Origin of the sequence: Bifidobacterium biavatii DSM 23969 (assembly GCF_000741165.1) — a bacterium.
GTDB lineage: Bacteria > Actinomycetota > Actinomycetes > Actinomycetales > Bifidobacteriaceae > Bifidobacterium > Bifidobacterium biavatii.
Window position 1 is genome coordinate 1 of the sequence record NZ_JGYN01000019.1, and the last position, 22005, is coordinate 22005.

18 protein-coding genes are annotated in these 22005 nt (G+C 64.8%); 11 read left to right on the forward strand and 7 right to left on the reverse strand.

Translation table 11 applies throughout. The features are described from left to right. Nucleotides 1-186, forward strand: a 186-nt coding sequence (locus BBIA_RS06925) for a CysS/YqeB C-terminal domain-containing protein (RefSeq protein WP_035138199.1), incomplete at its 5' end; no start/stop codon positions are given. 159 nt (nucleotides 187-345) lie between these two features. On the opposite strand, the gene BBIA_RS06930 is transcribed toward BBIA_RS06925, so the two are convergent. Further along, complete coding sequence (locus tag BBIA_RS06930) at nucleotides 346-1251, reverse strand: cation transporter (RefSeq protein WP_033494569.1); 906 nt, start codon at nucleotides 1249-1251, stop codon at nucleotides 346-348. A 338-nt stretch (nucleotides 1252-1589) separates the two neighbouring features. Between BBIA_RS06930 and ffh the strand changes: the two genes are divergently transcribed. From ffh to BBIA_RS06975, 9 genes are all read left to right on the forward strand, one after another. Continuing rightward, on the forward strand, nucleotides 1590-3233 hold the full coding sequence (gene ffh / locus BBIA_RS06935; protein WP_033494571.1) for a signal recognition particle protein: 1644 nt from the start codon (nucleotides 1590-1592) through the stop codon (nucleotides 3231-3233). 236 nt (nucleotides 3234-3469) lie between these two features. Beyond that, nucleotides 3470-4417 carry a CPBP family intramembrane glutamic endopeptidase gene (locus BBIA_RS13360; protein ID WP_152600589.1) on the forward strand — a complete coding sequence of 316 codons (948 nt, stop codon included), beginning with the start codon at nucleotides 3470-3472 and terminating at the stop codon, nucleotides 4415-4417. Nucleotides 4418-4447: 30 nt separating this feature from the next. Continuing rightward, complete coding sequence (locus BBIA_RS06945) at nucleotides 4448-5575, forward strand: endonuclease/exonuclease/phosphatase family protein (protein ID WP_238548461.1); 1128 nt, start codon at nucleotides 4448-4450, stop codon at nucleotides 5573-5575. A 182-nt stretch (nucleotides 5576-5757) separates the two neighbouring features. Then, nucleotides 5758-6210, forward strand: a complete 453-nt coding sequence (gene rpsP / locus BBIA_RS06950) for a 30S ribosomal protein S16 (protein WP_033494573.1) — start codon at nucleotides 5758-5760, stop codon at nucleotides 6208-6210. Nucleotides 6211-6212: 2 nt separating this feature from the next. Further along, a complete protein-coding gene (locus BBIA_RS06955; RefSeq protein ID WP_033494729.1) occupies nucleotides 6213-6446 on the forward strand; it encodes an RNA-binding protein in 234 nt (77 codons plus the stop codon). Nucleotides 6447-6454: 8 nt separating this feature from the next. Continuing rightward, the gene (rimM, locus tag BBIA_RS06960; RefSeq protein WP_033494731.1) at nucleotides 6455-7063 is read left to right on the forward strand and encodes a ribosome maturation factor RimM; all 609 of its coding nucleotides are present in this window, start codon (nucleotides 6455-6457) and stop codon (nucleotides 7061-7063) included. 236 nt (nucleotides 7064-7299) lie between these two features. Next, on the forward strand, nucleotides 7300-9177 hold the full coding sequence (locus BBIA_RS06965) for an ABC transporter ATP-binding protein (RefSeq protein ID WP_081892137.1): 1878 nt from the start codon (nucleotides 7300-7302) through the stop codon (nucleotides 9175-9177). A gap of 144 nt (nucleotides 9178-9321) precedes the next feature. Further along, a complete protein-coding gene (locus BBIA_RS06970) occupies nucleotides 9322-11037 on the forward strand; it encodes an ABC transporter ATP-binding protein (RefSeq protein WP_081892139.1) in 1716 nt (571 codons plus the stop codon). 100 nt (nucleotides 11038-11137) lie between these two features. Then, on the forward strand, nucleotides 11138-12109 hold the full coding sequence (locus BBIA_RS06975; RefSeq protein ID WP_033494575.1) for a tRNA (guanine(37)-N(1))-methyltransferase: 972 nt from the start codon (nucleotides 11138-11140) through the stop codon (nucleotides 12107-12109). Between the two features lie 134 nt (nucleotides 12110-12243). Here the strand turns inward: BBIA_RS06975 and BBIA_RS06980 are convergent, their stop codons facing one another. The 4 genes from BBIA_RS06980 to rpmB form a co-directional block, all read right to left on the reverse strand. Continuing rightward, nucleotides 12244-12846 carry a nitroreductase family protein gene (locus BBIA_RS06980; protein ID WP_033494737.1) on the reverse strand — a complete coding sequence of 201 codons (603 nt, stop codon included), beginning with the start codon at nucleotides 12844-12846 and terminating at the stop codon, nucleotides 12244-12246. 419 nt (nucleotides 12847-13265) lie between these two features. Continuing rightward, a complete protein-coding gene (locus BBIA_RS06985) occupies nucleotides 13266-13985 on the reverse strand; it encodes an RsmD family RNA methyltransferase (RefSeq protein WP_033494739.1) in 720 nt (239 codons plus the stop codon). 163 nt (nucleotides 13986-14148) lie between these two features. Then, entirely contained in the window at nucleotides 14149-16818 is a 2670-nt protein-coding gene (locus tag BBIA_RS06990; protein WP_033494577.1) for an ATP-dependent DNA helicase RecG, read from the reverse strand. Between the two features lie 115 nt (nucleotides 16819-16933). Next, nucleotides 16934-17128, reverse strand: coding sequence for a 50S ribosomal protein L28 (rpmB, locus tag BBIA_RS06995; protein ID WP_033494579.1), 195 nt, complete (start codon nucleotides 17126-17128; stop codon nucleotides 16934-16936). A gap of 479 nt (nucleotides 17129-17607) precedes the next feature. Here rpmB and BBIA_RS07000 point away from each other — a divergent pair, with 479 nt between their 5' ends. Next, nucleotides 17608-18681: a PfkB family carbohydrate kinase gene (locus BBIA_RS07000; RefSeq protein ID WP_033494664.1), complete on the forward strand. Its 1074-nt coding sequence runs from the start codon at nucleotides 17608-17610 to the stop codon at nucleotides 18679-18681. Between the two features lie 96 nt (nucleotides 18682-18777). On the opposite strand, the gene BBIA_RS07005 is transcribed toward BBIA_RS07000, so the two are convergent. Both BBIA_RS07005 and BBIA_RS07010 read right to left on the reverse strand, forming a co-directional pair. Further along, complete coding sequence (locus tag BBIA_RS07005; RefSeq protein WP_033494666.1) at nucleotides 18778-19908, reverse strand: 3-deoxy-7-phosphoheptulonate synthase; 1131 nt, start codon at nucleotides 19906-19908, stop codon at nucleotides 18778-18780. A gap of 710 nt (nucleotides 19909-20618) precedes the next feature. Further along, nucleotides 20619-21968, reverse strand: a complete 1350-nt coding sequence (locus BBIA_RS07010) for a C1 family peptidase (RefSeq protein WP_033494668.1) — start codon at nucleotides 21966-21968, stop codon at nucleotides 20619-20621. Nucleotides 21969-22005 lie beyond the last annotated feature (37 nt).

The window sequence follows — 22005 nt, forward strand, 5'->3', positions numbered from 1 at the left end:
GCGGGCGCGGGCGAGAACCGCGAGCACGAGGTGCTGGACGCGCTGGTCTCCGAGCAGCTGACCGCACGTGCCGAGGCCCGCAAGGCCCGCGACTTCGCCAAAGCCGACGCGATCCGCGACGCGCTGGGCGCCGCGGGCATCGCCATCGAGGACGGCCCGCAGGGCAGCACCTGGAGCCTCAAGTAAGCGATCCTGTCCTTGGCTCCCCTTGTCAGGGGAGCTGTCATGCGCAGCATGACTGAGGGGTAGTCAGAAGCTTCGGAACGTTCCGTTGCCGTGACACCCCTCAGTCAACTTTGCCGACAGCGTTCTCATCCAAAGGAGCCAAGGCCGGATCCGCCAGTCTCAGTCGAACACGAAGTCGACGTCGACGATGTGCAGCCGGTGCCTGAGCTCACGTTCGAGCGAACGCTTGCATTCGACCAGATCAGCCACGTCGATCGTCTCGCCAATGCCGGAAAGGTACACGTCGACTGTGTAGTTCATGCCGGTTTTGAAGATCAGCGTCTGCTCGTATTCGGTGTTGGCCGGCAGGTGGCGCTGCGCAGTGGTTTCGACGAACGCGTTCGTCTCGTCGTCGTCGTGCACGCCGCCGACCAACTCAATGAACGCATCGCGCAGCACGCCGAACGGCTCCTTGATCGTGCAAGCGACGAGCCCGACGGTGATGAAGAAGTCACCGGTGAAGTGCAGGAAGTCGAACGGACCGCTGGTCGGCAGGAACATAAGCACGACGGCGACCATGCCGATGCCGAACGACATCGCGCCGTCGACGAGCGTGCTCTTGCACTCGGCCGTGAGCATCGTGCTCGAATTGCGGATCGCGCGGTTTTCGCGGCGATAGTAGACGTACAGGCTGAAGCAGACGATGACGGTGAGGATCTCGTAGATGACGACCGGACCGGTTTCGATGCGCTCGCCCTGGCCAAGGACGAAGTAGTCGTAGGCAACCTGCGAAACGTCGAGCAGTGAGTACAGCAGCAGGGACAGCGTGAAAATGGCCTTACAGATCGCGTAGATCGGCTCGAGCGCGAACAGGCCGTTGGGGAAGCGTTCGGTGGTGCGCACGGTGCGCGAGGACAGGTAGACCGCGACGATGCCGGACAGCACGGAGATCGCAGTGAAGGAGAAATCGAGGAACATGGCCTTGAGGCCGGTCATGAAGAACACGGCCATGCCGGCCGCGACTTGCAGCGCGTTGACGACGATGCCAACGATCAGGGCTTTGCGTTCTATTCTTTTTTGTGGCATAGGGCGGGCCTTCCATATTGCACGGCATGTCTGCGTTGGCCCGCTACTTCACTGGCCAGCTTGCCGGAACGTCGCGAACGTCGCGGTTCCAGCCGTTCGGCTCGATTCGCGAGGGCGCACGGCAGTCTGCGTATAGGTGGTGTCCGAGGGAATTCAAAACAGCATAGGCATTCCAAATATCCACGGATTGATTGCCCTTCTATGGTAGCGAAAGGGTTCGATTCGGCGTTGCGTTCCAGGCGAAATCGTCCGATCGACGGACGGGCGGCGCGTGTCCGGTTTTCAGCGACCGCACGGACGCCCCGTTTTCCCCCGCCACGGCTAGACTGGTGCGCATTATGGCAGCATTTAGTTCTCTTACAGACCGTCTCTCGAATGCGTTCAAGCATCTGAAGAGCAAGGGCAAGCTTTCCGAGGCTGATATCGACGGCACGATCCGCGAGATCCGCCGCGCGCTGCTCGACGCCGACGTGGCGCTCGAAGTGGTGCGTTCCTTCACCGCACGCGTGCGCGAGCGCGCGCTGGGCACCGAAGTGTCCGAAGCGCTCAATCCGGCGCAGCAGGTCGTCAAGATCGTCAACGACGAGCTGACCGACATTCTTGGCGCGGGCGTCGATCGCCCGCTGAACTTCGCGAAGAACCCGCCGACGATCATCATGCTCGCCGGTTTGCAGGGCGCCGGCAAGACCACGCTCGCCGGCAAGCTCGGCTACTGGCTCAAGGACGCCGGTCATACGCCGCTTCTGGTCGCGGCCGACCTGCAGCGTCCGAACGCGGTGACGCAGCTGCAGGTGGTCGGCGAGCGCGCCGGCGTGCCGGTGTACGCGCCGGAGAAGGGCGTGCAGTCGGACGGCGGCGACGCGGTGTCGGCGCCGGGACAGACGACCGGCGACCCGGTGAAGGTCGCGCGCGATTCGATCGAATTCGCGAAGCAGAAGCTGTACGACACGGTGATCATCGATACCGCCGGCCGTCTCGGCGTGGACGAGGAGCTCATGAAGCAGGCGCGCGATATTCGCGACGCCGTGCAACCGAACGAGATCCTGTTCGTGATCGACGCGATGATCGGCCAGGATGCGGTCAAGACCGCGCAGGCGTTCGACGAAGGCGTGGATTTCACCGGCGTGGTACTCTCCAAGCTCGACGGCGACGCGCGTGGCGGCGCGGCCCTGTCGGTCGCGAGCGTGACCGGCAAGCCGATCCTGTTCGCTTCGAACGGCGAGGGTTTGAAGGACTTCGAGGTCTTCCACCCGGACCGTATGGCGTCGCGCATTCTCGACATGGGCGATATTCTGACGCTCATCGAGCAGGCGCAGAAGCAGTTCGACGAGGATAAGGCGCGCGAGGCCGCGGCCAAGATGGCCGAGGGCGAGTTCGGTCTGGACGATTTCCTCGAGCAGCTGCAGCAGGTGCGCAAGCTCGGTTCGATGAAGTCGCTGCTCGGCATGCTTCCGGGCATGGCCGCGCATCGCAAGGAGCTGGAGCAGTTCGACGAGCGCGAGATCGACCGCACGGAGGCGATCATCCGTTCGATGACGCCCGAGGAGCGTCGCAATCCGAAGATCATCGACGGTTCGCGCCGCGCGCGCATCGCGTATGGTTCCGGCAACACGGTGTCGGCCGTGAACGCGCTGCTGCAGCGTTTCGATCAGGCCGCGAAGATGATGAAGCGCATGAGCAACAGCGTCGGCGGCGGCATTCCGGGCTTCGGCGGTCCGGGCGCGAAGAAGAACGCCAAGAAGGGCAAGAAGAAGGGCGGTTCCAAGTCCGGCAACCCGATGAAGCGCGAGGCCGAAGAGCGCGCGCTGCGCGACAAGCTCGCCGGCAAGTCCGGCTCCGGCTCGGGCAAGTCGGGCGGCTCCGCGTTCGCCAAGAAGCCGCAGAACCCGGCCCTGCCCGCCGGCCTGCAGCAGGCCCTCGAAGCCAACGGCGGCGAACTCCCGCCGAACTTCGGCGGCGGCCTATCCGGCCTGCTCGGATGACGCCCTATCGATTGGACTGACAGCGGATTCCTGCATCCACCCCAATCGTGTCCGCATATGACAAAGGGACCCTCTTGTCGGATATGACTTCCGGCAAGGAGGTCCCTTTGTCATATGACCGTCGCTCTCTTCTCTTACAGCAAGTAGTGCCATCTTCACCACGATCTTAGGCGAACGCCGGCGAATGCCGGCATCGGTCGGGACTGCCCGATGAAAAAAGGCGTACCATCACAGGCGTGCAAGGGAACGTCAAAAAATCAGTAATGGCTATACCTTCAATAGTTCATGCAGCCGCAACCGCAATACGCGACGAGCTGTCCATTGATCGCACGGACCTGAAACCGGTGGAGCCGGATCGGCTGATTCCTGCGCGTTTGACAATCATTCCGCTGATCGTCGTCATCGTCGCGTGCGGGTTGGGCGACGGCATCATCGAGGCCGTACGGTACTTCCTGACGTACACGCCGGATACCGCATCATCATCGGTGGTCATCGGATTGGACGACGAACTCGACTACGCATTCACCGTCGTTCCGCCTATCATCTTCGGCATTCTCGCCTGCATCGCAATGCGGCTGCTGCGTTTGCCCGCACCGAACTGCCCACATCGTCGCATAAGCGTGCGTACCGGCGTTTTGGCGTTCTTCGTCGCGCTCATTCCGCTGGTGCTCAACAACTGGCTGCTTCAATTCGCCATCACGGTACTGCATTTTCGGTTTTTCACCGGCACGCCGCTTTCCCTCCTCAGCCCTTTCGCGGAAGGCACGATGATGGTCGCCTACGCGGCCGCTGGACTGGAGGAGGAGCCGATAGCGCTTGGACTCGTGGCTGTGGGACTGCGGCGTTGCAAGGTGTCGTGGCCGGCGATCGCAGCCGTGGCCGTGCTGCTGCGTCTGAGCTATCACCTGTATTACGGACCGGCCATCGTGTCATGGGCGCTATGGCCGCTGCTGTACGTGATGCTGTACCGGCGCATCGGTTCGATCGTGCCGATGATTCTCGCGCACGGCGTCAATGATTTGGCCATCGCCCTCGATACTTGGTGGCAGTCCCATATGGTGATCGCGCACCTCAGTGACCGCGTGGTACCGGCGATGGCGTGGGTCGGCGTGGCGATCGTGGTGGTTGTGATTGTGCGAAGAACCGTGCTTGGGATGCGCGCTGTCCGCGCGGCCAAGGCATAATCAAGGATTGTGATTGTTGTTGTTCTGAGCATGGTGTTGCTGATACTTGCGGCGTGGATCGCGCTGGGCGCGCTGCCAGCCGGCGCGGACGCGCATATGCCGCTGCCGTACATGATCGCGCTGATTCCGCTGATGTGGGTGCCGTCGCTGGCGATCGCGGTCGCGGCGATCGTGATGCGCGAATGGGGACTGCTGTGCCTGGCAGTCGCGGTCGCGCTGTCCTCGCAGATGCGCGAGGTCGGCTACTGGTCGCACTGGTCGCCGTCGCGCGACCTGCTCGGACTGTTCGCCAGGTCGGGCGCCAGCAACGGCAACGCGCGCAACGGCGCAGCGGCGAAGGAAAAGCCGGCGCACGGCCAGCGCAGCACCGAGGAGCTCCTCGCGGACATCCGCGAGGCCCGGCGCGAAACCGAGATCAACGCGAGTGAAACCGCGTCGGACGTGCTCGCCCAGCGCACGTCGTCGTCCGCGTCGTTCACCGTAATGACGCTCAACTGCCGGTACGGGCGAGCCAACGCGAAGGACATCGTCGCCACGGTGCTCAGCCGCAACATCACCGTGCTCGCACTGCAGGAGCTCACCGCCGATCTCGTACGCGAACTCGACGACAACGGGCTCGACATGCTCATGTCGTACCATCAGCTCGGCGAGGACAAGGAAACCGACAACGGCGGCTTCAACGGCATCTGGATCCGCGTCGACCCGAAGTCGGCCGAACGGTCGGCCGTGCCGATTCCGGCCGCCGACGTGCCGTCCGTCACGCTGCAAGTCGACCCGATGCGCGACATCACGTTCGCGTCCGCCCATCCCAAGTCGCCGATGCGCGGCTGCCGCGACTGGTCGGCCGGCATCCGCGGGCTCGGCAGGCTGGCGGACACGGCGAAGCGCACCGATCACGACATCGCCGTCATTCTCGGCGACCTCAACTCGAGTCCGGACCATCCGAGCTTCCGTGCGCTGCTCAGGTCGGGCTTCACGGACGCGAACCTGAGTCTGGGCGAAGGCCGTCGCGCCACATTCCCGAGCTGGATCCCGTGGCCGCGCATCGTGCTCGACCATGCGCTGGCAACCAAGGGCGCGCGGTTCACGGGCGTCGAATCGTTCCCGATCGAGGGCACGGACCATCTCGCGCTCGTGGCGACGGTGGCACTCGACTGAAAGCCCGACCAAGCCCCGCCCAGCGTGTCGCGAGTTCCACCCCCATGCGCTATAATGGCCCGGTTATTCGCGACATACGGTACCCTCTACTCCCGAATGTCGAGAGGAACACGTGGGCTCGGTGAGCTGTGCCCCACACTGCAAACCGAAACCACACCCCTAGTAATACAAGGAGAGCCATTTTGGCAACCAAGATTCGTCTGAAGCGTCTGGGCAAGAAGTTCTACGCGTACTATCGCGTGGTCATCATGGATTCGCGCACCAAGCGCGACGGCCGTGCCATCGAGGAGATCGGCACCTACAACCCGAACACCCAGCCTTCGACCATCCAGATCGACTCCGAGCGCGTTCAGTACTGGCTCGGCGTCGGCGCCCAGCCGACCGAGCAGGTTCTCAAGCTGCTCAAGATCACCGGCGATTGGCAGAAGTTCAAGGGCCTCAAGGGCGCCGAAGGCACCCTGAAGACCGTTGAGGCCGGCCCGGATGCCGCCGCCCGCGTCGCGGCCGTCGAGAACGAGGCCCAGAAGCTCAAGGCCGCCAAGTCCGAAGCCGAGGCGAAGGCCAAGGCTGAGGCCGAAGCCGCCGCCGCTGAGGCCCCGGCCGAGGAAGCCGCCGAGGAAGCGCAGGCTGAGTGATCATGCTCGCACAGGCTGTGGAACACCTCATCAAGAACATCGTTGACTTTCCCGACGATGTTTCGGTCAAGTCCCACGAGAATCCGCGTGGCGAACTCATTCGCGTGCGCGTGAATCCCGAGGACATCGGCCGCGTGATCGGCCGCAACGGCCGCACGGCGAACGCGATCCGCACCGTGGTGCAGGCCCTGGCCGACCACAAGGTGCGCGTCGACATCATGGACGTGCGCAGGTGAACCCCAACGTGGTGCGAGAATCATTCTCAGACGACCCTCAGCAGCTCGAACTGCTGAGGGTCTGTCGTATCGGCCGCGCTCAGGGGCTCAAGGGCGAAGTCACCGTCCAGAGTTTCACGGACGAACCGGAATACCGGTTCGCTCCCGGTTCCGTGCTGTACACGCGCGACGGCTCTGAAGAGTACGTCGTGGAGCGTTCGCGCACGTTCAAGAACCGTTGGATCGTCAAGTTCGAGGGCATCGACGACCGCGACGCCTCCGAGGCTGCGAACGGTCTCGAACTGTACGGCGAGGCGGACGACCCGGAGGACATGCTCGAAGAGGACGCCTGGTATCCGAAGGATCTGATCGGACTGGAGGTCCGACTGGCCGAGAACAACGGGCTGGGACTTCCAGCAGGGCAGGTCGTCGGCAAGGTCGTGGACGTACTCGACGGCTTCCAGTCGCTGCTCAAGGTGCGGCTCGCGAATCCGGTGCGCGACGCCCAGACCGGCGAAGTGGTCGAGAATTCGGCGCTGGTGCCGTTCGTCGACGAGCTGGTGCCGGACATCGATCTTGACGAGCGGTATCTGACCATCGACCCGCCGGGCGGGCTCATTCCCGGACTGAAGTACTGACCGGCTCCTGTACCGAACGGTCATACTGATCGGTCATACCGGTCACACGGCCGGCGTCGGATTGCGTTCATCATCGAGCGCGTCGACGCCGGCCGTTTTCGTCTCTGCCGAGCAGTGAAAGCAAACCCGCAGGAAAGCGCTTGCACGAGTATCATCGACTTCCGATACGACGCGACGCGGGGTGCGGGGGTGCAACGGTGAGGCTCATATTCCATTACGTCCGGCAGCACTGGGCCATGGCGCTCACAGCCGCCGGATTCCTGCTGGTCGAGACGATCGGCGACCTGCTGCAGCCGACGCTGATGTCGATGATCGTCGACCGTGGCGTGGTGCGCCGCGACGTCGGCACGGTGCTGCGCTGGGGCATGGTCATGCTCGCCGTCGCCGCGGTCGGCGCGAGCGCGGCCGCCATGCGCAACATCTACGCGTCGCGCGCGTCCCAGCTCATCGGCCGCGACATCCGCTCCGACACGTACCGCAAGGTCATGTCGCTCGGCTTCGACGACATCGACCGGCTCCAGCCGAGCGCGATCATCACGCGCATCACCAACGACGTGGTGCAGATCCAGAACTTCGCGCAGGGGCTCATGCGCATCATGCTCAAGGCGCCCATCACCTGCGTGGGCGCGATCACGCTCATCATCCTGCAGATTCCCGAACAGACGCCCACCGTGGCGGTGATCCTCACAATCGCGGCCGTGTTGATCTGGGCGAACATGCACGTGAGTTTCCCGCGGTTCCTCGCCGTGCAGCGCGCGCTCGACCGGCTCGGCGTCGTCAGCCGCGAATTCCTGCGTTCGATCCGCGTGGTCAAGGCGTTCGTCATGGAGCACGAGGAGCGCGCACGGTTCGGCGTTGCGGCGCGGCAGTTCGCGGACGCGAACGTGGCGGCGACGCGCGTGAATGCGACGTACGGGCCGCTCATCAACCTGAGCGTGAATTTGGGCATTGTCGCGATGCTGTGGCTGTCGCGCGCGCAGGACGCGGCGCACATTGGCGCGCTCATGGCGTCGATGAACTACATGACGCAGGTGCTGTTCGCGCTGAACCGCGTGTCAATGATCGTCAATTCGGCCACGCGCGCGAGCGCTTCGGCCACACGCATCCGGGAGATCTTCGACTGTCCCACCGAATTCGCGGGGCGCGGCGACGCCCACGCTCGACGCAGCCGCAATGACACGACCGCGGCAAGTTCCGGCCGACGCCCGTCGCCGGCCGTCGAATTCCGCGACGTGACGTTCGCGTACGAGCAGGCCGGCGCGCCGGCGCTGCGCGGCGTGAGTTTCACGATGGACCACGGCTCGACGCTCGGGATCATCGGACCGACCGGCTCGGGCAAGTCGACGCTCGTCTCGCTGATTCCGCGGCTGTACGACCCGCAGTCCGGCTCGGTGCTCGTCGACGGGCGCAACCTGCACGACTGGGACGTGGGCGAACTGCGCGCGCGGATCGCGCTCGTCGCGCAGAAGCCGACGCTGTTCACCGGCACGGTCGCCTCGAACCTGCGCTGGGGCGACCCGTCGGCCGACGACGCGACGATCCGTCGCGCGGCGCGGTTGGCGTGCGCGAGCGAGTTCGTCGACGCGCTGCCGGACGGCTACGGCGCGCGCGTTGGTCAGGGCGGAGTGAACCTGTCCGGCGGACAAAAACAGCGGCTGAATCTCGCGCGTGCGCTCGTGCGCAGCCCGCGTGTGCTGATACTGGACGACTGCACGAGCGCGCTGGATGCGGTCATCGAACACGACGTGCTCGCGAACCTACGCGCGCTGACCGGCAGCACGATCGCGGGAACGGACAGACCCGAGGATCAAGCCGGGTCGAACGTCTCCGTGCAGACCGCAATCGACGGCATCGCAACCGACGGTGCCGCAGCCAGCCGTCCCGCAACCAAAACCGACGGCATGAGCGTCGTCGTGATCTCGCAGCGAATCGCGACCGTGCGCTCGTGCGACCGCATCATCGTCATGGACGACGGGCGCATCGCCGGCATCGGCACGCACGACGAACTTATGCAATCGTGCGCACTGTATCAGGCCATCGCCCAGTCGCAGCTGGGCGCGGACGTGGGGGACGGTACGTCAACGACGCACGCAACGGATGGACGGCAATCATGAGCACAACCATCAACGACACCAACCGGCACACCGGCGGCACGGACGCACCGATCCCCTCCCCCGCCTTCGACCGTCGCACCGGCGGACCGCAGTTCGGCGGCGGCATGGCACGCCGCGGCGCGCCCCGTCGTCAAACCGCACGACATGCGCGGCACGCTGCGACGTCTGCTCGACGCGACGCGCGGGCATCGCCGCGGGCTCGGCCGCGTGTTCGCGCTCTCCGGGCTCGGCGCGGCGTCGAGCGTGCTCTCGCCGCTGCTCATCGGCATGGTCATCGACCGCATCTCCGCACGCGAATCGCTCACGTTCGCACTCGCGCTGCTGGCCGGACTGTACGCGGCCGACTGGCTCATCGACTTCGGCAAGCAGTGGATGATGGCCGCGGTCGGACAGCGCATCGTGCTGCACCTGCGCGTCTCCCTGTTCGAGGCGATGGAACAGCTCCCCCTGCGCTTCTTCGACCGGCACCAGCACGGCGAGCTCATGAGCCGGCTCACCAACGACGTGGACAACATCAGCTCCACGATCTCCGACTCGCTCGCACAGCTCATGGTCTACGCGTTCACGATCGCGGGCACGCTCGCCTGCATGCTGTGGCTGAGCCCGCCGCTGACCGCCGTCTCGCTCGTCTCCGTGGCGCTCGTGCTGCTGCTCGCGCGCACCGTCACGCGCCGCACGCGCCCGCTGTTCGCGCGCCAGCAGCGCGTGCTCGGCGAGCTCGACGGACACGTCGAGGAGACCGTTTCCGGCATGGCGACGGTCAAGTCGTACGGGCAGGAGCAGGCGATGATCGCCGACTTCGAACGGCTCAACGAGCGGCTGTGCGACACGGCGACGCGCGCGCAGACCTGGTCCGGGTTCATGATGCCGCTGTCGAACGCGATCAACAACTTCGGCTTCCTGCTGGTCGCCGTCGTCAGCGGCGTGATGGCGGCGCGCGGCATGATCGGCATCGGCGTCGTCTCGAGCTTCCTGCTGTACGTGCGGCAGTTCTCGCGACCGTTCGTCGACATCGCGAACATCTACAACACGTTCCAGACGGCCGTGGCCGGCGCCGAACGCATGTTCCAGATCATCGACGAGGAGCCTGAGCCGGCCGACGCGCCGGACGCTGCCGACGTTGCCGACCCGCGCGGCGACATCGTGTTCGACCACGTCTCGTTCGGCTACGATCCGGCGCATCCGGTGATCCACGACGTAACGCTTACAATCCCGGCCGGTTCGCGCGTCGCGTTCGTCGGACAAACCGGCTCGGGCAAAACGACGATGGTGAACCTGGTCACGCGCTTCTACGATCCGGACGCCGGACGGATCCTGCTCGACGGGCGCGACCTGCGCGACTACCGGATGGCGAGCCTGCGACACGCGTTCGGCAGCGTATTGCAAGAACCGTCATTGTTCGAGGACACGGTCGCGGCGAACATCGCGTTCGGCCGGCCTGACGCGACGCGCGAACAGATTCGCGACGCGGCGCGCGCGGCCGGCGCGGACGCGTTCATCGGCAGGCTCGAACGCGGGTACGACACGGTGCTCACGGGCGGCGGCAGCGCGTTGAGCCAAGGCGAGCGGCAGTTGCTGACGATCGCGCGGGCGATGCTGGCCGACGCGCCGATCGTGATTCTCGACGAGGCGACGAGCGCGGTCGACACGGTGACCGAACAGTCGATCCGGCGCGCGATGATGCGCATGACCGCGGGCCGCACGAGCATCGTGATCGCGCACCGGCTGTCGACGATCCGCGATTCGGATCTGATCGTCGTGTTCGAACACGGGCGGATCGTCGAGCAGGGCACGCACGAATCGCTGATGGCGGCGGGAGGCACGTACGCGCGGATGGTCGCGGACCAGACGGCGCTGTGACGTGCGTCGCGTGGCGGAAAACGCTCGCTGACATACCTGTCAGCGAGCGTTTTCCGCCACGCAGCACGGTCTGCCAGTCCTCACGCTAGGCTAGGGGTTCATGAAGATCGATATCGTTTCCGTATTCCCGGAGTATTTCGACGTGCTGAACCTGTCGCTGTTCGGCAAGGCGCAAGCCAAGGGGCTGGTCGAGGTGAAGGCGCACAATCTGCGCGACTGGACGCACGACGTGCATCACTCGGTGGACGACACGCCCGTCGGCGGCGGCGCAGGCATGGTGATGAAGCCCGAAGTGTGGGCCGAGTGCCTCGACGATCTGCTGGGGCTGGCGCCGGCGGTCGTCGAAGCGACCGCCAACGCGGCCGACACGGCCGGTACAGAAGTCCCAACGTCCGATGTGGCGACCATGGCCGACGTCACCACGGAGGATGCGTCACCGGACATCATCGCAACCGCAGTCGATGCGGCTCCTTCATCGGACGAGTCCGCCGACGTCAGTGGCACGCCGGTCGTCCCCGCCGATCGTCCCGTCCTCATCTTCCCCAATCCGTCGGCGCCACTGTTCACGCAGCGCGACGCGACGGAGCTCTCGCACGCCGGGCATCTGCTGTTCGGCTGCGGCCGGTACGAAGGCTACGACGCGCGCATTCCCTCGTACTATCGCGCGCAGGGCGTGGACGTGCGCGAGTATTCGATCGGCGATTACGTGCTCAACGGCGGCGAAGTGGCCGTCTCGGTCATGCTCGAGGCGATCACGCGGCTCCTGCCCGGGTTCATGGGCAACGCCGAGTCCATCGTCGAGGAATCGTACACGGGCGACAACGCCCTGCTCGAGCACCGCCAGTACACCAAACCGGCGGAATGGCGCGGCATTCGCGTGCCGGACATCCTGCTGTCCGGCGATCACGGCAAGGTAGACCGCTTCCGCCGCGACGAGGCGCTGGAACGCACGAACGAGATCCGGCCAGATCTGATCGAACAGCTCGACTGCAAGGCACTCGACAAGGCCGACCGCAAGACGCTGATGGCGCTCGGCTGGGAGGTCTCCGGCGCGCATCCGCGGCGTCGGTAAACGAAAAACGTCTGTATGTTCGCGCGAACGCAATGTCGCCGCGAACATACAGACGTTACAGAAGCTTCCATCCTCCGTATGTTCGCGGCGATATCGTCATTGCGCGAACATACGGAGGATAGATGGCTTATGGTTTACAGGCCGAAGACCTTGACGCGGGCGTCGGCCGGCTGCTTCTCGACCGGGCCGGCGGGCTGGGCGACGGTGCCGAACGGCATCTGGGCCTGCAGCTTCCAGCTGGCCGGCAGGCCGAACTCGGCGGTCACGGCCTCGTCGATGAGCGGGTTGTAGTGCTGCAGGGAGGCGCCGAGACCCTTGTCGGCCAGAGCGGTCCACACGGCGAGCTGGAGCATGCCGGCGGCGTCGCGGGCGAAGCCCGGGAAGTTGGCGGCGTAAGCCGGAATGTTCTCCTGCAGGGTCTTGGTCACGTCGGTGTCATCGTAGAACAGCACGGTGCCGTGGCCGGCGGCGAAGGAATTGATCTTGGCTTCGGTAGCCTTGAAAGCCTCCTCGTCGTTGACGACCTTGCGCAGGGTCTCCTTGACGATGCCCCACAGCTTCTGGTTGGCGTCGCCGAACAGCACGACGGCGCGCTGCGGCTGGGAGTTGAAGGCGCTCGGCACGGCGACGGTGACGTCCTCGACCAGCTTGACGATCTCCTGGTCGCTGATCGGCGACGCGCTGGTCAGCGCGTACTGGGAGCGGCGGTTCTGCAGATCCTCGACGAAGTTCGACATGATGTGTCCTTTCGTGGTTATCGTGTATTCGATCATTAGATATATCTCGATTCGAGATATATCTTCCAGATACAACGATACGAGGTATCACGCTTGCAGTCGGCTGGATTTCGCTGTCAGAGGAATTTTTCGAGTCGCCGGGTTCCTGGGATCAGGCGACTGCATCCCGGGAACCGGAAACTGCACATGATCAAACAATCGAACATCGTTAAACCCTGCAATTCCACCATTCACATCATCAAAAACAAACAGGGTCGGTTCCCGGGATTTCTCGCCAGCAATCCCGGGACCCGGCACCTTGTCGGACTTAATGCGATGGGCTCCAGCTAACCCTCGATCACTTCGTGACAGTTTCCCAACAAAAGGCACCGGGAAAACAGCAGGACAGCCCCAACAAAGCGCCGGCAAGATCAGGCCGACTACCGAGCGCCGGGCATATCCGATGGCGCATCCTCTTCCTCAACCGCCGACTCCCGCTCCACATAGAACACGGCCGTCTCCCCATAATCGCGCCGCTCAGTGATCACCCAACCCGCCGGCATCGCCGGCTCATCAGAGCGGGCCGACCGCTCAAGCACGATCAGCGTCTGCTCCCCCGCCATGCCCGACGCCGTCAGATCGGCAAGCAGACTCTCGCACGCCGATGTCTCAAATGCGTAGGGCGGATCGATGAAAATCACGTCAAATGGCTGCGCGGCGGCCGAAATACCAGCCGCCCCGGCCGAACGGTCCATCGCACCGGACGCACCCACAACCCCGGACGCACCCGCCACGCCGGCAGCCCTGAGACCGCCCGCAGCCGGAGCTGCATACTTCTCCGCCTTCGCCTTGATGACCCGCGCCGACATGCCCGTCTCCCACGACCGGTTGCGCTTGAGCGCGGTCAGCGTCTTGGCAATCAGCGCGGCGGCCGGTCCGTTCGCCTCCACCGCCACCAGTTCGCGAGCCCCGCGGCTCAGCGCTTCGATGCCGAGCGCCCCCGTGCCGGCGAACAGGTCGAGCACGCGGGCGTCGTCGAGCACGCCCCACGAGTCGAGACGGGAGAAGATCGCCTCCTTGGTGCGATCGGTGGTGGGCCGGGTGACCGACTTCGGCGTGGTGAGCGCCACGCCCTTGAATCTTCCTGAAATCACGCGCATACGCCCTACTCTAGCGGGCAGCCCCTCATGCCATGCCATCCGACGAAAGAACAAAGACGAACCGAGGAAACCGGCGGACGTTCCCAAAACATCACCGGCCCCGATGTTCACCTCACCCGGCATGGCACGTCAAATGCCGACCGTCAACCGGCATCCCCTTGCGTCACGACGATGTCAGGAACGTTTCGTTGCCGCGCGTGAAGTCGAGCACCGCGCCGGCGAGCTGCACTTCGCCCGTCAGGTCGGGATCGGTATTGAGCAGCGCGTCCGCACGCGAGCGCGCGTCGGCGATCATATCCGCATCCTTGACGACGCGCAGCAGTTTCAGGCTCGACTTGCCGCCGGACTGCGCGTCGCCGAGCACATCGCCCGCGCCGCGGAACTCCAGGTCGGCCTGCGCGATTTCCGCGCCGTCCAGCGTGCCCTGGATCACCTGCAGGCGCGCTTCGGCCGGCGAGCCCGGCTCGGCGCGCGAGATCAGGAACGCCCACGAATTCGTGCCGCCACGACCCACGCGTCCGCGCAGCTGGTGCAGCTGCGACAGGCCATACCGGTCGGCGTCGAAGATCACGATACAGCTGGCCTGCGGCACGTCCACGCCGACTTCAATCACGGTCGTGGCTACCAGAATCGGCGTCTTGCCGCTCGCGAAATCGGCCATTACGCGCGCTTTCGTCTCGTCGTCATCGCGGCCGGTGAGCGTCGCGAACTCGATGCCGGCGAACTGCGGCAACGCTGCGAGTCGCGCGGCGATCTCCGTCACCGAGTGCAGCGGCGGACGTTCCGTCGCGTCGGCGTCGGACGCGGCTCCGTTCCGATCGTCGCCGCCGGCCGCGCGGCCGCGCCCGTCCGTCCTGATCCGTCCACCGCCGGCGTTTCCCCGCCCGGACGAACCCGCCGACGCAGATCGGGCTTCGCGCGCCATCTCGTCGGACATGTCGTACACACCGGTTTCGGAACCGTCCGAACCGGACTCGGCGTCGTCATCGTCCGCGTCGATGCGCGGACAGACAACATACGCGCGTTCCCCCGCGTCGATGCGCTGCCGAATATGCGCGAACATGCTTGCCATCGTGCGCGCGTCGGCCTCCGGCACGATGAACGTGCGGATCGGCTTGCGCCCGCCGGGCAGTTCGGTCAACCACGAAATGTCGAGGTCGCCGAACCAGGTCATCGCGGCCGTGCGCGGGATCGGCGTGGCCGTCATGACGAGCAAATGCGGCGCCTTGTCGGTTTTCGCGCGCAGCGATTCGCGCTGTTCGACGCCGAACCGGTGCTGCTCGTCGATCACCGCGAGGGCCAGGTTCGGAGCCTGGAACGTTTTGGAGAACGCGGCGTGCGTGGCGACGATGATGCACGGCTCGCCGCTGGCCGCCGCAGCGAGCGCGCGCCGACGTTCGGCGAGTTTCATGCCGCCGGTGAGCAGGATGACGGGGATGCCGCCGCGATCGTCGCGGCTGTTCCCGCCGGCGGCGCGCGTCTTGCGCTTGGCCGCCGTGTCCGTGGAGGATGCGGCGACGGAATCGGATTCGCCGTCGGACGCGCCGCCCAGTCCGGCGACCATGCGGCTGATCGTGGCGACATGCTGTTCAGCGAGTACCTGCGTGGGTGCGACGAGCACGGCCTGCCGACCCGAGCCTACGGCCTGCAGCATGGCAGCGAGCGCGACGACGGTCTTGCCGGAGCCGACCTCGCCTTGCAGCAGGCGCTGCATCGGCGCGTCACGGGCCATGTCGGCGGCGATGTCGTCGATGACCTCGCGCTGTCCGCCGGTGAGCGTGAACGGCAGCGCGTCGATGAACCGGTCGCGCAGCGTGGTGTCGGGGCAGGGTTCGGCGGCGGCGTGGTGCGCATGCCGGCGCGCGTTGAGCAGCGCGGTCTGGCAGATGAACGCCTCCTCGTAGCGCATGGCGTCGATGCCGCGTTTGAAGTCGGCGGTGGACTGCGGATCGTGGATGGCAGCGAACGCTTCGGCCCGGTGCATGAGCCGTTTGGCCGCACGGACTTCTTCGGGCAGGATGTCGGGGATGGCGGCGGCGAGCAGGTTCGCCTCGACCGCGTTGCCCTGCGCGGCCGTAACTTGGGCGGACGAAACCTGTGCGGCCGAAACTTGGCCGGGCGAGACGACTTGGGACACGGACGCCGATGATGAGGCGGATGCGAGCGATTCGGCACCGTCAGCAACGTTCGCATCCTCGCCTTCCAGCAGACGCAGGAAGCTGAGGATGGATTCGTGGATGTGCTCGCTGGAGATGCGCGATGTGGCGTGGTAGACGGGTCGTGGCCGGCACACACGGCGCAGGCCAGCTTCGATCGTGTCCGCGTCGTACTTGAGCGACGACGTGGCGGGGATGAACATGTCGCCGTCGGGCTCGTTCGCGCCCGGAGCGACGGTGAGCGTTTCGGGATGGGTGAACTGGAGCTGCCCGTTGAATTCGCTGGGCTGGCCGGACACGACGATCGTGGCGCCTTCGCGCAGGCCCATCGCCTTCCAGTCAATGAACTGCTTCTTGCCGGAGAAATAGACGAGCCGGGCGACCGCGCCAGACGTGCGGCGCTCGGGCGCGAAGTTGGAATCATCCACAACGACTTCAAGTCGGTACGAGTAGCCGGATGTGCGTGTCACGCGCTGGCCGCGCACCACAGCGGCGAACGCCATCGGCTCGCCGATGCGCGCCTCGCGCAACGACCGCAACGGTACCGGCTCGGTCACGCGGAACGGATAGTAGGTCAGCGCGTCGCCGACCGTAACGATGCCCAATGCCTTGAGCGCGCCGACACGCCGTTTGTTCGTCATCAGGGACGCGATCGGGGTATCCAACGTAATGCTCATGGCATCCCATTCTTGCGGCTCAAGCGGACTTTGCCGGACTCCGCCCGGACATCCGGACAATGAAAAACCCCGGCGGTCTTGCGACTACCGGGGTTTAAGCTTGCTATCTCGCGATTCACGCGGCCACACGCTGAACCTTGCCAGCCTTGAGGCACTTGACGCACACGCGCAGACGGACGTTCTGGCCGTCAACGGTGGTGCGAACCGGCTGCAGGTTCGGGCGGAAGGTGCGCTTATTGCGGATATGCGAATGCGAAACGGTGAAACCGGTCTGCGGTCCCTTGCCGCACACTGCGCAACGAGCTGCCATAATGGACTCCCTATAATGTTCTTTTGACTTGCAAGTCTTGCATTCGTTCATGCCACACGTGTAACGGCATGGTCGAACACACAACTTCCCTAATATACAGCGCAGTACCGGACATTGCAACACGATCGCATATCACGGGGCGCCCGGACGCCGCGCATCCGTCTCGGCAGGCGAGAGGCCGGCGTCCACAAAACCCGCGCGGCGGCGACGCGACGGGGCCGACAGCAGCCCAGCAGCAACCCAACAACAGTTCGGCAACAGTCCGAACAATCTAAACCATCCAGCAACAGTCCGACGATACCCCGACAGCAACGCCGCAGACACGGCGATATACACAAAACGCGCAGAAACACGCCGTTTTTCCGTTACGAAATCATTCCGAGTGACTATTGCGACGTTCAGGAAACGCTCATAAACTTGCTGTACAACGTGACTAATTAACGGTCAGCGCAGCCAATTGAGCAGTCAAGGAGGATGCCATGCTCAGCCGCATCGGGGAACGATTTGCACATCAGCTTGAGGAACAGCCGGAGGCAACGCCGCACAAAGTCATTTCACTGGGTCACGTGTGGGTCGACATCATGATGAACGTCGACGGCGTGCCGAAAACCGGCGGATTCGCCGTATCCAACCACACCACGGCCACCGTCGGCGGCAGCTACCGCGTATTGCAGGCGGCAAGCCGCATGGGCGTCAAAGCCGAGCACGCCGGCATCATCGGCACCGGGCCATGGGCCGCGATCGTACGGCAGGCGCTCGCGGACGACGGCATTGAACACATCGGGCAGGATCGCATCGACACCGACTCCGGATTCAGGCTTGTGCTGTCCGACGAGGACCGGCGCAAGACATACATCGCCACGTACGGCGCGGAGGCGCAGGGCGACGAGACGACGTTCGACTGCGTGGAGCCGGCGGCGGGCGACGTGGTGCATATCAGCGGCAACACGCTCATGGACCACACGGCGGCCGGCATCGACGAGTTCATGCAGCGGGCCGGCGCGGATCCGGCGTCGCGCGCGTACCGGATCGTTCTGAACCCGACGAACACGCTGTCGCTCGTCAACGACCACCTGCTCGAGGATCTCGTGCTGGCGCGGCCGATCTGGTCGTGCAACCGGCAGGAGGCGAACACGCTGGCCGACCGGCTCGGCATCGCACGCGACGAGGACATGGCATTGACCGTGGGCGGCGGGTTTGACCGCGCCATGGCCGAATTGTGCCGTTCGCTCGGCGAGACGCTGCGTGCGCCGCTTGTGGTGCGCGCCGGATCGCGCGGTGCGTGGGTGCGCACGCCGGGCGGCGATGTGGTGCATGTGGACGGCTATGAGACGAAGGCGACGCACACGCGGTCGGCCGGCGCGACGCACACCGGAGCGACGTGCGCGATGCTGGCACGTGGATGGTCGCTGGTCGACGCCGTGCGGATCGCAAATGCGGCCGCCTCGCTTGCGATCCAGCGTTCGGTTAATGGCGTGCCCGACTGCCCGACGTACGAGGAGGCCATTGCGAAGATCGACTCGGCGGAAGGCACGGGCACGACGACCGTCTGAACGGGAAATGCCAGCCGACGACGAACGGCCCGCAATCACGCGACATCGTGATTGCGGGCCGTTGTCATGCCAGCCGCGACCTGCGCGCTCGCCGTGTCAGGCGGTGCGGCGTGCGGCGACCGCGTCGGCGAGCGTGTGCAGCAGCTGTTCGGTGCGATCCCACGGCACGCACGAGTCAGTGACCGACTGGCCGTAGACAAGCTGGTCGAGCGGGGCCGGCTTCTGGTGACCGGCCACGAGGAAGCTTTCCATCATCACACCGAGGATGCCCTGCTCGCCGGCGGCGATGCGCGAGGCGATGTTCTCGACGACTTCGGCTTCGACCTTCTCGTCCTTGCCGCAGTTGCCGTGCGCCGCGTCGATGATCAGGCCGTGTTCGCTCGGGCCGGACGCCTTGGACTTCTTCAGATCGGCGAGCGCCTGTGCGACGGAGGCGGCGTCGTAGTTCGGGCCGGAGTTGGAGCCGCGCAGCACGAGGTGGCAGTCGGGATTGCCCTTGGTTTCGGCGGAGATGACGCGGCCGTCCAGATTGATGGACAGGAAGTGATGCTCGAATGCGGCAGCGTAGCACGAGTCGGCGGCCGGCTTGATCGAACCGTCGGTGGCATTCTTGAAGCCGACCGGCATGGACAGGCCGGACGCGAGTTCGCGATGCACCTGCGATTCGGTGTTGCGCGCGCCGATCGCACCCCAGCTGATCAGGTCGCAAATGTACTGCGGGGTGATCGGGTCAAGCCATTCGGTCGCGGTTGGCAGACCGAGGCTCAGCACGTCGGTGAGGACCTTGCGGGCGAGCCACATGCCCTTGCGGATGTCGAAGCGGCCGTTCAGGTCGGGGTCGTTGATAAGGCCCTTCCAGCCGATCGTGGTGCGCGGCTTTTCAAAATACACACGCATGACGATGAGCAGACGGTCGCTGAGTTCCTTGGCCACCGCGGCAAGCTTGGTCGCATACTCGTGCGCGGCCTTGGGATCGTGAATGGAACACGGGCCGACGATGACAAGCAAACGGTCGTCTTTGCCGTGGAGGATGTCGCGGATCTGCTGGCGCGACTGCAGGACGAGATCGCTCATCTCGTCGGTGAGGGGGAGTTCCTTGAGGAAATAGCGGGGGGCCGGAATCGGGTCGAGCTGGCGGATGTTCACGTCCACCGTTTCGGGAAACACGGCGTTCTTGCTCAGCTGCCGCTCGTCCTCGGAACTGTCCGGACCGCGAAGACCTGCCATCGTGATGTTCTCCTCTGCTGTTCTCATGCGCTTCTCATGCGTCTCGCATGCGCGTAAACAATACCGAACATAGGATAGTCGAGGGGTGCGGGATGGAGAAATTCGGGACTGGAATGTGGATAGCGTGGCAGATCGCTCGACCTTCGGGGTCACGCGATGGCAAATCATGCGCATATGCCATCCCGTGAGATGCACGTTCGTCACGAAATGGCACAATTCGCTCAATTGCCATCGCGTGACCCGTAAAACTATGGAAAACCGGTCACGGAATGGAATCCGCAACGGCAATGCCATCCTGTGAGTCAACTGGCTGGTCGCGCGATGGTATTCTCGAGGATTATTCCATCGCGTGACCCTATGTAAACCATGCCTCGAGACATGCGTCAACTATCCGCTGAGACTAAACACATCGTACGACCCTGTAATCGGCATAAAAACGCACGCGATGGAGCATCATCGTTCGATGCCATCGCGTGCGCTGACACCCAAGTCACGCGATGGCATCCGGCGCGGATATTCCATCGCATGCCCCTGCAATCGGCATAAAAAAGCGCACGCGATGGAAAAACACCATTTGGTGCCATCGCGTGCGCAGCCGATCGCATTGGATCAGACCCTACGGCCTATTGGGCAGGAAACCGGGAAAACAGTCCACTGGACTGTTTCCTATTTCCACCCTCCCACATATTGGCCGGCGTACGCTTCGCGTGCTACTTGGCCAATGCGCCCATCGGATCCCACGCCGGGAGCATGGTGGCCGGCTCGTCGAGAGCGGCCTGATACTCGGCCGGGAGCATCGCCTTCGGGACGGCGACCTCGTAGACGTACTCGGTGAACCAGTCGTCGCTCATGGTGAAGTAGCCCTTGTCGGCGATGTCCTTGCCCCACGAGTTCTCGACACGCCAGCGGCGGGTGGTCTTGCCGTCCTCGGCCACGTCGACGCCGACGAACGCCATCGCGTGGTTCATCGCGGAATCGCAGTAGCGCACGCGGTCTTCCTTGTCCAGGTCGAAGTCGAAGTCGTACACCTTGTCGTACTCGAACAGGTCGGTCGCCCACGCGCCGTTGACGCGGTCCATGAACGGGCCGCAGTCGGCGCCGAACCACACCGGGATGCCCTGCTCGGTGAGGATCTGGCGCACGCAGTCCTTCATGAACTGGTTCGGCACGTTCAGGTACTCGGTCGGATCGCCGCCCGCCACGTTGCCGAGGTGCTCGATGCCGATCTTCTTGCCCTTGGCGTGCTCCTGGCGCGGATCATCCACGAGGCACACGTAGCTTTCGAGATCGGCGGAGCCGACGTACTTCTTCCAGAACTCGACCGGCGTGATCTCGCCGTCACGGTGGAACTCGCCGTCCTTGTCGGTCCACTCCCAGTCGAAGGAGACCGGCGGCTCGCCGAGGTGGATGGTGAGGATGCGGTGGCCGGCGGCGGTCGCCTCGGAGATGATCTCGGCGGTCTTGCCCTCGTCGCCCTTGGCGGCGAACAGGTGCGCGACGGCGGTGTGCAGCATGTGGCGCAGCTGCGTGTTCATCGCGCCGGTGTTCTTGGAGGATTCGGTCTCCGGGAACAGGTCCTTCGGGACGGCGCCGTACTTCTTGTACACGTTCATGGCCATGGTCCACTGGCCACCGTCGCCCATCACGTCGTCGAGCAGATGCTTGACGAGACGGGAGTCGTTCGGCTCACCGGCGGCCACGAGGGCGGCCACGTCGTTGAGGAAGTAGTTGACGCGCTCGAGCTTGTCGTAGTACATCGCGTAGTTCTGCGAGAACTCGAACTCCTTGAGGCCCATGTTCTGCTTGGCGACGAAGCGGGCCACGTTCAGGGAGCTGAACAGCCAGCAGCGGCCGGAGCGGTCCTGATGGGTGACTTCGCCGTTGTCGACGACGGTCGAGAAGCGGCGCTGCAGCAGACGGGCGCGATCGTAGTTGCGCGCGACCTTCTCGATGCCGGCCGCGGTGACGGCGTTCATGGCGAGACGGTTGGTGCCGTCCGCGTCGAATTCCTCGCGAAGCGCGTTCAGCTTGTCGGCGCTCAGTGCGGTGATTTCGCTCATGCGATTCTCCTTGTGTGTTTGGGCCTTCTGGGCCACA

What these genes read in the sequence shown, in the direction of transcription:
- BBIA_RS06975 (WP_033494575.1), top strand. Translation starts at nt 11,138, where the DNA reads ATGAAGATCGATATCGTTTCCGTATTCCCGGAGTATTTCGACGTGCTG.
- BBIA_RS06955 (WP_033494729.1), top strand. Translation starts at nt 6,213, where the DNA reads ATGCTCGCACAGGCTGTGGAACACCTCATCAAGAACATCGTTGACTTT.
- BBIA_RS07005 (WP_033494666.1), bottom strand. Translation starts at nt 19,908, where the DNA reads ATGGCAGGTCTTCGCGGTCCGGACAGTTCCGAGGACGAGCGGCAGCTG.
- BBIA_RS07000 (WP_033494664.1), top strand. Translation starts at nt 17,608, where the DNA reads ATGCTCAGCCGCATCGGGGAACGATTTGCACATCAGCTTGAGGAACAG.
- BBIA_RS07010 (WP_033494668.1), bottom strand. Translation starts at nt 21,968, where the DNA reads ATGAGCGAAATCACCGCACTGAGCGCCGACAAGCTGAACGCGCTTCGC.
- ffh (WP_033494571.1), top strand. Translation starts at nt 1,590, where the DNA reads ATGGCAGCATTTAGTTCTCTTACAGACCGTCTCTCGAATGCGTTCAAG.
- BBIA_RS06980 (WP_033494737.1), bottom strand. Translation starts at nt 12,846, where the DNA reads ATGTCGAACTTCGTCGAGGATCTGCAGAACCGCCGCTCCCAGTACGCG.
- BBIA_RS06945 (WP_238548461.1), top strand. Translation starts at nt 4,448, where the DNA reads ATGGTGTTGCTGATACTTGCGGCGTGGATCGCGCTGGGCGCGCTGCCA.
- BBIA_RS06970 (WP_081892139.1), top strand. Translation starts at nt 9,322, where the DNA reads ATGCGCGGCACGCTGCGACGTCTGCTCGACGCGACGCGCGGGCATCGC.
- rpmB (WP_033494579.1), bottom strand. Translation starts at nt 17,128, where the DNA reads ATGGCAGCTCGTTGCGCAGTGTGCGGCAAGGGACCGCAGACCGGTTTC.
- BBIA_RS06930 (WP_033494569.1), bottom strand. Translation starts at nt 1,251, where the DNA reads ATGCCACAAAAAAGAATAGAACGCAAAGCCCTGATCGTTGGCATCGTC.
- BBIA_RS06990 (WP_033494577.1), bottom strand. Translation starts at nt 16,818, where the DNA reads ATGAGCATTACGTTGGATACCCCGATCGCGTCCCTGATGACGAACAAA.
- BBIA_RS06965 (WP_081892137.1), top strand. Translation starts at nt 7,300, where the DNA reads ATGGCGCTCACAGCCGCCGGATTCCTGCTGGTCGAGACGATCGGCGAC.
- BBIA_RS06985 (WP_033494739.1), bottom strand. Translation starts at nt 13,985, where the DNA reads ATGCGCGTGATTTCAGGAAGATTCAAGGGCGTGGCGCTCACCACGCCG.